Genomic DNA, 11,420 nt, shown 5'->3' on the forward strand with positions numbered 1-11,420 from the left:
CACGCCCAAAAGCAAAACGCCCCAATAGTGCCATTTTTCCGGGCAATGCCCGAAATGTCATGGCCTAATCTGGAAGGTGGCTGAAAATGCGTCCATTTCGCATTGAAATTCCGCAGGCCGACCTGGACGACCTGCACGACCGGCTGGCCAGGACCCGGTGGCCGGAAGAGCCGCCAGGAACCGGCTGGAGCCGCGGCGTCCCCCTCGACTATCTGAAGGAACTGGCCGAGTACTGGCGGACCGGCTTCGACTGGCGCGCCGCCGAGGCCCGGCTCAACGAGCACCCCCAGTTCGTCACCGAGATCGACGGCGCCAACGTGCACTTCGTGCACGTGCGCTCGCCGGAACCCGACGCCACCCCGCTGATCATCACGCACGGCTGGCCCGGCTCGATGGCCGAGTTCCTGGACGTGATCGGCCCGCTCACCGACCCCCGCGCCCACGGCGGCGACCCGTCCCAGGCGTTCCACGTGGTCATCCCGTCGCTGCCCGGCTTCACCCTGTCGGGCCCGGTGGCCGAGACCGGCTGGGACTCCTGGCGGGTGGCCCGCGCCTGGGCCGAGCTGATGCGCCGCCTGGGCTACCAGCGGTACATCGCCCAGGGCTCCGACTGGGGGATGATGATCTCCTTCCAGCTGGCCCAGGTGGACCCGGAGAACGTGCTCGGCGTGCACGTGAACATGCTGGTCACCTTCCCGTCCGGCGACCCGGCCGAGATGGCCGCGCTCACCCCGGACGAGATGGCCGGCCTCGGCAAACTCCTCCACTTCGACCAGGAGCTGTCGGCCTACTTCAAGCTCATGGCCACCCGCCCGCACACGATCGGCTACGGCCTGACCGACTCGCCGGTCGGCCAGCTGGCCTGGATCGTCGAGCGATTCATGGACTGGACCGACGCGGAGAAGGCCCCCGAGGACGCCGTGGACCGGGACCAGATGCTCACCAACGTCTCCCTCTACTGGCTGACCCGCACGGCCCTCTCGTCCGGCTCGCTCTACTACGAGAACACCGACCGGACCGTCTCCAACGTGGCCGCCAAGTTCGGCGGCCCCTGGCCGGTCACCCAGCCGGTCGGCGTGGCCGTCTTCGCCGGCGACGCGACCGCGCCGATCAGGTCCTGGGCCGAGCGGCTGGTCCCCACCATCACCCACTGGAGCGAGCTGCCGCGCGGCGGCCACTTCGGCGCGATGGAGGAGCCCGACCTGTACGTCGCCGACGTACGCGCCTTTCAGCGATCGCTGCGCGGATGAACGTTTCAGGCCCGGCGGGTGACCGGCCGCGCCGGTCGCCCGCGCGCCAGATGAATTGCGGCGCGAATTCCAGCGTCGCGCCAATAGCGCGGCAAGCGTTATCCGGGCCCGCCGGAAACGCCGCCGCATCGGTTATTCGGAATAACGAGGAGGCCCGGTGAAACACGCTCAGGCGCCAGCCCAGGAAGAGCTCGTCCGGCGCGCGTCGGAACTGGTTCCGCTGCTCCAGGCGAACGCGCTCAGCACCGAGGACGGCAGGCAGCTGACCCCCGACTCGCTGGACGCGCTCCGCGACGCCGGCATCTACCGGATGCGCGTCCCGGCCCGGTACGGCGGCTACGAGAGCGACGCCCGCACCATGGTCAGGGTCGCCTCGGAACTCGGCCGCGGCGACGGCTCCACCTCGTGGACCGCGTCCGTCTGGTGGATCACGTCGTGGATGGCGGCGATGTTCCCCGACGACGTCCAGGACGAGGTGTTCGACTCGCCCGACACCCGCCTGTGCGGCACGCTCAGCCCGACCGGCATGGCCGTACGGCAGCCGGGCGGGGCCGTGCTGAACGGCAAGTGGGGCTTCATCAGCGGCGCCAGGCACAGCACGTGGCAGGTGATCGTCGCGGTCAGCCCCACCCCGGAGGGCGGCCACGAGCCGATCATGGCCCTGGTCCCGCTGGCCGACCTGCAGATCGTGGACGACTGGTTCACCTCGGGCCTGCGCGGCACCGGCAGCATCACCACGATCGCCCAGAACGTGTTCATCCCCGAGGAGCGCATCCTCTCGATGGGCGCGATCCTGCACGAGCAGTACGGCTCCAAGCGCAACGCCGAGAGCGCGATCTACCGCAACCCGCTGCTCCCGGTCGCCTCGGCCTCCTCGGTCGGCACCGTGCTCGGCATGGCCAAGGGCGCCTGGGACGCCTTCCTCGGCCGGCTGCCCGACCGGCACATCACCTACACGGCGTACACCAGCCAGCGGGAGGCCCCGCTCACCCACTTCCAGGTGGCCGAGGCGCGGCTGCTGATCGACGAGGCCGAGTTCCACGCCCTCCGGCTGGCCGGCCAGGTGGACGAGAAGTCCGGCGCGGAGTGGACCGCGGAGGAGCGGGCCCGCGCCCGCGCCGACATGGGCGCGGTCTGCGACCTGGCCAAGCAGGCGGTGGATCTGCTGACCACCGCGAGCGGCGGCTCGTCCATCTACAGCGACGTGCCGATGCAGCGGATCCAGCGCGACATGCAGGCCGTCAACCTGCACGCGCTGATGCATCCGGACACCAACCGTGAACTCTACGGCCGCATCCTGTGCGGGATGCCGCCCAATACCTTCTACCTGTAGAGGAGCAGAAGATGCGGAACCGCGCGGTGGTGCTGGGCGGCGGGATGGCCGGCCTGGTGGCCGCCAAGGTGCTGTCGGAGCAATTCGAGGAAGTCCTGCTGGTGGACCGGGACCAGCTGGCCGGGGTGGCCGACCCACGCCGCGGCGTTCCGCAGGGGGCGCACGCGCACGGCCTGCTGGCCAAGGGCCAGGAAGTGCTGGAGGGCATGTTCCCCGGCCTCACCAGGGAACTGGCCGACGCCGGGATCCCCACCGGCGACATGGGCGTCAACCTGCGCTGGTACTTCAACGGCCATCGGCTCCAGCCGAAGGCGACCGGCCTGAAGGTGATCTCGGCCACCCGGCCGGAGCTGGAGGGCGCGGTGCGCGCCCGGGTGCAGGCCCTGCCCAACGTCAGGTTCCTGGAGAACCACGTCATCCTCTCGCTCACGGTCACCCAGGACCGGAGCCGGATCACCGGGGTCAAGGTCGCGCCCGAGGGTGAGGGCGCGGAGGTCGAGCTCACCGCCGACCTGGTGGTGGACGCCACCGGGCGCGGCTCGCGCACCCCCGCCTGGCTGGCCGAGCTCGGCTACCCGCGCCCCGAGGAGGACCGCGTCAAGATCGGCCTCTCCTACACCACCTGCCACTACCGGCTGCGCGAGAACGTGCTCGGCGAGGACATGGCGATCCTCTGCGTGGCCACCCCCGACCACCCGCGCGGCGCGTTCTTCTCCCGGCTGAACGACCGCTACCTGCTCTCGCTCACCGGCATGCTGGGCGACCAGGCCCCGACCGACCCCGAGGGCCACCTGGCCTTCGTCAAGTCGCTGCCGGTGCCGGACATCCACGAGGCCGTGCACGACGCTGAGGTGCTGGACGAGCGGGTGGCGTTCCGCTACCCGGCCAGCGTCTGGAAGCACTTCGAGCGGCTCACCCGCTTCCCGCTGGGGCTGCTGGTGGTCGGCGACGGCGTGTGCAGCTTCAATCCGGTGTACGGCCAGGGCATGACGGTGGCCGCGCTGGAGGGCCTCACCCTGCGCGAGCACCTGAAGGGCGGCGGCCTGCCCGACGCCAAGGCGTTCTTCACCGACGTGGCCAAGGTGATCGAGGCGCCGTGGGGCGTCGCGGCCGGCGGCGACCTCAGCTTCCCCGGCGTGGAGGGGGAGCGGAGCGAGGAGGTGCTGATGGGCAACGCGTACATGGACCGGCTGCGGGCGGCGGCCGAGCACGACGGGATCGTCACCGCCGCGTTCATGCGGGTGGCCGGGCTCATCGATCCGGTGGAGTCGCTGATGCGGCCGGCGATGGCGCTGCGGGTCTCCCGGCACCAGCCCGAGACCCAGAACGCCTAGTCCGGTGATCGTCAAGAGGGCGCTGCGGAGGTCCCTCGCCCAGGTCCGGCATGTCACGCCGGTGCCGCCAGGGGCGGCGAGGGGGCTGGTGGCGGAGGTGTACGCCCAGGTGGAGCGCGACTTCGGGATGCTGGCCCCGCCGGTCGCGCTGCATTCGGCGGCGCCCGAGGTGATGGCCGCGGCCTGGATGCTGCTGCGGGAGTCCCTGCTGGCCCAGGGGCAGGTGGCGCGGGGGGCCAAGGAGCTGGTGGCGACCGAGGTCTCCCGCGCCAACGCCTGCCCGTACTGCGTGGACGTGCACGGCGCGACCCTGCGCGGCCTGGGCGGCCCGGCCCCGGCCGAGCCCGGGCCGCTGCCTGAGGTCGTCGGGACCCGGCTGACGTTCCACTACCTCAATCGCATGGTCAACGTGTTCCTCGGCGAATCGCCGCTCCCGCCCGAGGTGCCGGGGGGCATGCGCGGCGGCGCGCTGCGCGTCCTCGGCGCCATGATGGGGGCGTCGGCCCGCAAGCCGCGGCCACCGGGCGACTCGCTCCGGCTGCTGCCGGACGCGCCGCTCCCGGCCGAGCTGTCCTGGGCGGACGGAAATCCGTACGTGGCGGGCGCGGTCGCGCGGGCGACCGCGGCCGTCGCGGCGGCGGGCGAGCGCTCGGTGCCCGAGCCGGTCCGCGACCTGGTCACCGCCGAGGTCGGCAAGTGGGACGGAACCCCGCCCGGCCTCAGCACCGCCTGGGCGACGGAGGCGGCGGCCGGGCTCGCCCCCGGGCACCGCCCGGTGGCCCGCCTCGCGCTGCTCACCGCCAAAGCCTCCTACCAGGCCGGCACGGCGATCGACGCCTTCCGGGCCACCGACCCCAGCGACCGGGCCTTGCTGGAGGTGACCGCGTGGGCCAGCATGATGACGGCCCGCGCTCGTTCTGGAGGACCATGAATCCGGCGAATCCCTGGCGTGCCCTCGCGGTGTTGTGCGTGGCCAACTTCCTGATCCTGGTGGACACCACGATCGTGAACACGGCCGCCCCGGCGATCATGACCTCGCTGGGCGCGGGGGTCGGCCAGATCGTCTGGATACTCAACGGCTACCTGCTCGCCTTCGCCTCCCTGCTGATCGTGTTCGGCCGGGTCGGCGACCTGCTCGGCCCGCGCAACGTGTTCGCCGCGGGCCTGGCCGTCTTCACCGGCGCGTCGCTGCTGTGCGCGCTGTCGCCCACGCCCGGCCTGCTCGTCGCCGCCAGGGTCGCCCAGGGCGTCGGCGCGGCGGCGCTCGTCCCGCAGGCCCTCGCGCTGATCCATGCGATCTTCCCGGCGCACCGGCGCGGCCTCGCCCTCGGCATCTTCACGGCCGTCGCCGGGGCCGCCTCGGTCGGCGGCCCGACCTTCGGCGGCCTGCTGGTCACCCGGTTCGGCTGGCAGTCGGTCTTCCTGATCAACGTGCCGGTCGGCCTGGCCGCGCTGCCGCTCGCCCTGCTGCTCATCCCGGACCTGCGCCCGCCCCGCCCGCACCGGTTCACCGCCGTCCCCGGCCTGTTCCGGCACCGCGACTACACCCTGGCCGTCGCGATCACCGCGATCACCTCCTTCTCGCTGTACGGCCTGCTCCTGGTCTACGTGCTGGAGACCCAGCACGCGCTGGGCCTGAGCCCGCTGATGTCCGGCGTGACCGCGCTCCCGATGACGCTCGCCCTGACCGCGCTGGCGCCGCTGTCCGGCAAGCTGGCCGACAAGGTCGGCGGACGGCTGCCGCTGGCCGGCGGGCTCACCCTCTACGCGCTCGGCGTCCTGGGCGTCGCCTACCTGACCTCGGACGCGGCCTCCTACCTGATCCCGCTCGGCGTCATCGGGATCGGGATGGGGCTGGCCTTCGCGCCGGCCACCATCGAGGGCCTGCGCGCGATCCCGCCGCACCTGGCGGGGGTGGCGTCGGGGACGCTGAACACGGCGCGGCAGCTCGGCGGCGCGCTGGGGGCCTTCGCGATCGGCGACTACTTCGGCGCGGCCAAGCCCGCGCTCGGCCTGGTGGCCGCCCTGATCTGCGTCGCGGTGGCGCTGGCGCTGCTCATGTCGCGGCGGCGCGCGGGCGCACCACCGCCGCCCGCGCCGCGTACGCCAGCAGTCCCGCCCCCAACAGGAGCAGCAGCCCCGTGAACACCCACTCGTCTGACCCGTCGGGCCCGTAGACCCAGTAGGTCCTGCCGATGTCCACGGCGGAGGCGGTCGCGCCGGCGCGCATGCTCTCCCGGCCGCTGCCGTACAGCGAGACGCGGTCCCTGACCTGCCCGGTGGGGGCCAGGAAGTCGCCCGTCCAGGTGCAGCTCTCGTGCCCGGGATGCTGGACGCAGACCAGCTCTCTGGCGGTGAAGACGCCGGAGACCCCGTCAGCCCGCGCGGCGCGAACCGCGGGGCCGATGCCGGGGACCGTGAACCAGAGCAGGATGAACCCGGCGAGCGCCGTCACCACCGAGGAGAACGGCAGACCCCGCCGGCGGCTCATACCGGGACGGGGACTGCGCAGGTGCAGTTCATCCGGGCCTTCTCCGTCCGGTTCGGACGGCGGTGCAGGATCATCGCCACCACCATCGGCGCGAAGACCACCGCGTTGTAGAACAGGTGCAGCTCCACCCGGGGCACGATCAGCTGCAGGATGCTGGTCGGGGCCGGGCGGCCGAGCAGGTTGGCGGCGAACAGCGCCTGCAGCAGCAGAAGCAGGTGCTCCAGGTGATGCCACACCTGGATGCCGAGCGAGATGTTCCACCAGGTCCTGGCCCGGCCGGTGAAGCCCTTCCGCAGGATGATCAGGCCGACCAGCATGAACAGCGCGTATCCGTAGTGCATCCACTCCGACTTGACCAGCCACGGGAACGGCACGCCGAGAACGCCGCGGGCCTCCGGCAGCGGCCAGCCGAGCGCGTAGATCTGGATGGCCTGGGCGACGTGCTCGGCCCAGTGCGCGATCACGATGAACAGGAAGATGTTGAGGCCGAGTTTGTGATGACGCGTGTTCAGCGCGCCGTTCTGCACCGGGAACGAGCCCGCCGCGGCATGGGTTGCCATCGATGCCCTCCGAGTCTCTGGAGTGTGTACCCATCTTTTCCCGCAGGCGAGCGCGTTTCTTCTTCCAGAATGCTCCGTTAGCGCACGTTGAGAGAAGACACCTGGATCAACCCCGGGGGACGCTGGTGGCCGACGAGGGGGGTTACAGATGCTGGTGTGCGTTACCGGCGGTACGGGATTCGTCGGCTCCCATTCGGTCGCGGCCCTGATCCGGGCAGGGCACCGGGTCCGGCTGCTGGTCAGGGACCCGGCCGGGGTCGAGCACGACGCCGTCGACGCCGTCGCCGGAGACATGACCGACGAGGCCGCGGTCGCCCGCGCGGTGCGCGGCGCGGACGCGGTGCTGCACGCCGCGGCCGTCTATTCCTTCGACAGCAGGCGGCACGCCGAGATGCGCCGGGTGAACACGCGCGGCGCCGAGGTGGTGCTGGGCGCGGCCCGGCGCGCGGGTGTCGGCCGGATCGTGCACGTGTCCACGGTCGGCGCGCTCTATCCCGCGCCGCCGGGCGTCATCGGGCCGACCTCGCCGGTGGGCCGGCCGCGGGAGACGTACCTGGCCAGCAAGGCGGGCGCGGAGGAGGTGGCGCGCGGCCACCAGCTGGACGGCGTGCCGGTGGTGATCACCTATCCGCCCGCGCTGGCCGGGCCCGACGATCCCCGGCTGGGCGACCAGAACGCCCGGATCCGGGATGTGCTGCGGGGGCTGATGCCGATGTGGCCGACCGGCGGTTTCCCACTCGGTGATGTCCGCGACACCGCCGAACTGCACCTGCGGGCCCTCACCGGCCCCGACGTCGGCGGGCGGCATTTCGGGCCTGGGAGGTATGTGGCGACCCGGGAGTTCCTCGGCGCGCTGCGCCAGGTCACCGGGCGTCCGCTGCGGGCCGCGTACCTGCCCGCCCGGGCGATGCTCCCGGCCGCCCGCCTGGCCGACCTGGCCCAGCGCTGGTGGCCGTGGCACATACCCGCCCAGTACGGCGCCGTCTACACCTGCGCGGTCGCCACCCCCGTGGACGAGGGCGCCTCCACGCTCGCCGTCCCGGCCAGACCGCTCGCCGAGACCATGGGCGACACCGTGAGCTGGCTGCGCGCCACCGGGCGGATCACCGCCCGGCAGGCGGGCGCGGCCGAGCGGGTGGCGGTCCGATGACGGTCTCGCGGGAGGACCTCAGACCGTTTCCAGAACCCCCGGGAAGGGGAGTGCGTGCCGTGGGCAGTTCGGTGCGGAGGGTCAACGGCCGATCCGTGGTCGACGTGCCCGTGCCGGAGGTCTTCGCCGACCCGCCGCCGCCGGAGCCGCGCACCATGGCGGGCCTGCGGCGGGAGCACGGCGGCCTGCGCGACCGGATCACGGCCGGCGACCCGGACGCGGCGGCGCGGCAGCGCGCGCTCGGCAAGCGCACCGCGCGCGAACGGCTGGCCGCGCTGCTGGACGAGGGCTCCTTCGACGAACTCGACCGCTACCGCCGCACCCAGGCGCACGGCCTGAAGATCGGCGAGAACCGGCCGCACACCGACGGCGTGGTGACCGGCTCCGGCACCATCTTCGGCCGCAGGGTCTTCGTCTACGCCCAGGACTTCACCGTCTTCGGCGGCTCGCTCGGCGAGGCGCACGCCGCCAAGATCCACAAGGTGATGGACCTGGCCGTCGCCACCGGCGCGCCGCTGATCGCGCTCAACGACAGCGGCGGCGCCCGGATCCAGGAGGGCGTGCTGGCCCTGCACGGCTACGGCGGCATCTTCCGCCGCAACGTCCAGGCGTCCGGGGTGATCCCGCAGATCAGCGTCATCCTCGGGCCGTGCGCGGGCGGCGCGGCGTACTCGCCGGCGCTGTCGGACTTCACCTTCATGGTCCGCGACATCGCCAAGATGTACCTGACCGGGCCCGACGTGGTCGCGGCGGTGAGCGGCCAGCGGGTCACCCACGAGCAGCTCGGCGGCGCGGCCGTGCACGCCGGGACCGGCGTGGCCACCTTCGTCCACGACGACGAGGAGAGCTGCTTCGCCGACGTGCGCCACCTGGTGTCGCTGCTGCCCGGCAACAACCTGGAGCCGCCCCCTGGCGGCCCGGCCAGGGGCGCGACCACGGACCTGCGCCCCGCGCTGGCCGGGATCGTCCCCGTCGAACCGAACAAGCCCTACGACATCCGCGCCGTCGTCGCCGAACTGGTCGACGACGGCGACTTCATCGAACTGCACGAGGACTGGGCGCCCAACATCGTCTGCCTGCTGGCCAGGATCGACGGCCAGACCGTCGGCGTGGTCGGCAACCAGCCGATCGCCCTCGCGGGCGTGCTGGACGTGCACGCCGCCCAGAAGGCCGCCCGGTTCGTACGGTTCTGTGATGCGTTCGGCATCCCGCTGGTCACCCTGGTGGACGTGCCCGGCTTCCTCCCCGGCACCGACCAGGAATACGCCGGCGTCATCCGGCACGGCGCGAAACTCCTGTACGCCTACTGCGAGGCCACCGTGCCCCGGGTGTCGGTGATCCTGCGCAAGGCGTACGGCGGGGCGTACATCGTGATGGACTCCCGGTCGATCGGCTGTGACCTCGCGCTGGCCTGGCCGACCAACGAGATCGCCGTGATGGGCGCGGAGGGCGCGGTGAACGTGCTGTTCCGCAAGGAGCTGGCCACCGCCGCCGACCAGGACGGCCTGCGCGCGGAACTGGTCACCGAGTACACCGACCAGCTCATGCACCCGTACTACGCGGCCGAGCGCGGCCTCGTCGACGACGTCATCGACCCCGAGCAGACCCGCGCGGTCATCGCCCGCGGCCTGGAGATGCTGCGCACCAAACGCTCCCCGGCGGTCCAGCGAAAGCACGGCAACGTGCCGCTGTAGCTACATCTCGATCTCGTCCACGCGCTCCAGGGAGCGCGCCACCGACTCGGTCGCGGACGGCCAGTCGTCGCCGGCGCTGACCATCAGCCCGACCAGCTGGGCTTCGACGCAGGCGTTCGCGTCGTACGGCGGGATGAGGTAGCCGCCGAGTTCCAGCGTGACCAGTCCGTGGATGGCCGTCCACATCTGGTGTGCCACCAGGATCGCGTCCCCGGGCCGGAACCGGCCACTCACCAGGCAGCGTTCGGCGCACTCGGCGACGTTGCCCAGCGTGTACCGGCCGTGCTGGCGGTCTTCCTCCGACAGCGAGAATCCGGCCAGCGAAGAGCCGCCGAACATCACCGCGTACAGATGCGGGTTGGCCAGCGCGTTGAACCGGTACGCGCGCCCGAGCAGCGCCATGTCGGCCACCGGATCCGCTGTCTCCCGCACGCTCGTCAGCCGCTCCTGGAGCCGGGAGAAGCCCTCCCGGACCATCTCCCTGACGAGCCCGCTCATCCCGCCGAAATGTGTGTAGACGGTCATCGTCGAGCTGTCTGCTTCGGCGGCGATACGGCGAGTGGACAGCGCCTGCGGGCCGTTCTCGGCCAGCAGACGGGCCGCGATGTCCACGAGGGCGGGCTTGGTGGCGGGGTCCGATCGGCGAGGGCTCACCTTGACATTGTTGCATAACAGCGATATCTATTAACCACAACACTGTTATGTATTGGGAGGCGTCGGTCATGACCGCACACGACGTCGCAGTTCGGTTCGAGGATCCGCTGGCCGTGGAGGGTGTGCTCCCCGCCGAGCTGACCGGTTCGCTAGTCCAGGCGCTGCCCAGCCCGGGCGCCGCGCACCCGCTCGCCGGCCCACTCACGCACTCGGGCGTGAGGTTCCGCGACGGGGCCGCGCACTGGTACCGCGCCGAGGCGTCGCTGTGCGGCCGGCCGCCGCTCGGCCCGATTCCCGCGCTCGCCCCCGCGCTCTGGCTCAGCCCCTCGGGGCTGCCGGAGATGACCGTGGCCAGGCCGGTGCCTGATCCGGTGACCGGCTGCTGGCACACCGTCGTCACCTACCCGGAGCTGGGCCAGGCCGAGCACGTCACGGCCGGTCCTGACGGGACGGTGCTGCGCTCCGTGCCGTTCGCGCTGGCCGACCCGGCGCCGTTCATCAGCTCGGTGGCGCTCACCGAGCGCTATCTGGTGATGCTCCACCCGCCGGTCGCCTACAACCGGGCGGCGGCGTTGCTCGGCACCCGCCTGCCGTACGTGGCCAGGCCCGGCGGCGGGCAGATCGGCCTGCTCTCGCGCTGCGGCGCCAAGGAACCGGTCTGGCTGCCCGCCGACTCCTCCGTCTTCGACCTGGGCCACCGCAGGGTGACTCTGGGGCCGGGGTGGCGGGCCGGGCGGCCGGTGGCCGTGGGGGAGTGGCTGCTGGTGTTCGGCCACGACCCGGTCGGGCGGCGCGGCGCGCTGCACGTCTTCCAGGTTGCTGACCTGACGCACCCCGTCGCGGTGGTTCACCTGCCGGTCAGCGTGGGTGTCAGCGACCGCGCGGCCTGGCTGCCGGAATAGCTGCGCAATCCAAAAGGTGCGGCGCGATGCGCCTTCTCGTGACGATGAGACG

Annotated in this window: 11 protein-coding genes; 8 read left to right on the top strand and 3 right to left on the bottom strand. The window is 72.1% G+C overall.

Features of this window, described 5'->3' with window-relative positions; all coding sequences use genetic code 11:
• Window positions 1–86 precede the first annotated feature (86 nt).
• The 5 genes from Acor_RS00355 (at window position 87) to Acor_RS00375 (ending at window position 6,062) form a co-directional block, all read left to right on the top strand.
• A complete protein-coding gene (locus Acor_RS00355; protein WP_155334449.1) occupies window positions 87–1,250 on the top strand; it encodes an epoxide hydrolase family protein in 1,164 nt (387 codons plus the stop codon).
• Window positions 1,251–1,407: 157 nt separating this feature from the next.
• A complete protein-coding gene (locus tag Acor_RS00360) occupies window positions 1,408–2,583 on the top strand; it encodes an acyl-CoA dehydrogenase family protein (RefSeq protein WP_155334450.1) in 1,176 nt (391 codons plus the stop codon).
• Window positions 2,584–2,594: 11 nt separating this feature from the next.
• A complete protein-coding gene (locus tag Acor_RS00365; RefSeq protein WP_155334451.1) occupies window positions 2,595–3,917 on the top strand; it encodes an FAD-dependent oxidoreductase in 1,323 nt (440 codons plus the stop codon).
• Window positions 3,918–3,921: 4 nt separating this feature from the next.
• Complete coding sequence (locus Acor_RS00370) at window positions 3,922–4,848, top strand: carboxymuconolactone decarboxylase family protein (RefSeq protein ID WP_155334452.1); 927 nt, start codon at window positions 3,922–3,924, stop codon at window positions 4,846–4,848.
• Window positions 4,845–6,062, top strand: a complete 1,218-nt coding sequence (locus Acor_RS00375) for an MFS transporter (protein ID WP_155334453.1) — start codon at window positions 4,845–4,847, stop codon at window positions 6,060–6,062. The genes Acor_RS00370 and Acor_RS00375 overlap by 4 nt, the downstream gene beginning before the upstream one ends.
• On the opposite strand, the gene Acor_RS00380 is transcribed toward Acor_RS00375, so the two are convergent.
• Together Acor_RS00380 and Acor_RS00385 are read right to left on the bottom strand one after the other, a co-directional pair.
• Window positions 5,974–6,408: a hypothetical protein gene (locus Acor_RS00380; RefSeq protein ID WP_155334454.1), complete on the bottom strand. Its 435-nt coding sequence runs from the start codon at window positions 6,406–6,408 to the stop codon at window positions 5,974–5,976. The two genes, Acor_RS00375 and Acor_RS00380, sit on opposite strands and share 89 nt — an antisense overlap.
• A complete protein-coding gene (locus tag Acor_RS00385; protein ID WP_155334455.1) occupies window positions 6,405–6,968 on the bottom strand; it encodes a hypothetical protein in 564 nt (187 codons plus the stop codon). The genes Acor_RS00380 and Acor_RS00385 overlap by 4 nt, the downstream gene beginning before the upstream one ends.
• Before the next feature lie 148 nt (window positions 6,969–7,116).
• On the opposite strand from Acor_RS00385, the gene Acor_RS00390 reads away from it, so the two are divergent.
• Together Acor_RS00390 and Acor_RS00395 are read left to right on the top strand one after the other, a co-directional pair.
• On the top strand, window positions 7,117–8,118 hold the full coding sequence (locus Acor_RS00390; protein ID WP_155334456.1) for an NAD-dependent epimerase/dehydratase family protein: 1,002 nt from the start codon (window positions 7,117–7,119) through the stop codon (window positions 8,116–8,118).
• A gap of 155 nt (window positions 8,119–8,273) precedes the next feature.
• Window positions 8,274–9,812, top strand: coding sequence for an acyl-CoA carboxylase subunit beta (locus Acor_RS00395; protein ID WP_155334695.1), 1,539 nt, complete (start codon window positions 8,274–8,276; stop codon window positions 9,810–9,812).
• On the opposite strand, the gene Acor_RS00400 is transcribed toward Acor_RS00395, so the two are convergent.
• Window positions 9,813–10,466 (bottom strand): TetR/AcrR family transcriptional regulator, encoded by a 654-nt coding sequence (locus tag Acor_RS00400; protein ID WP_155334457.1) that lies wholly within the window; start codon window positions 10,464–10,466, stop codon window positions 9,813–9,815.
• 68 nt (window positions 10,467–10,534) lie between these two features.
• Here Acor_RS00400 and Acor_RS00405 point away from each other — a divergent pair, with 68 nt between their 5' ends.
• The gene (locus Acor_RS00405; protein WP_155334458.1) at window positions 10,535–11,368 is read left to right on the top strand and encodes a hypothetical protein; all 834 of its coding nucleotides are present in this window, start codon (window positions 10,535–10,537) and stop codon (window positions 11,366–11,368) included.
• Window positions 11,369–11,420 lie beyond the last annotated feature (52 nt).

It is taken from the genome of Acrocarpospora corrugata (assembly GCF_009687845.1).
Taxonomy (GTDB): Bacteria; Actinomycetota; Actinomycetes; order Streptosporangiales; family Streptosporangiaceae; genus Acrocarpospora; species Acrocarpospora corrugata.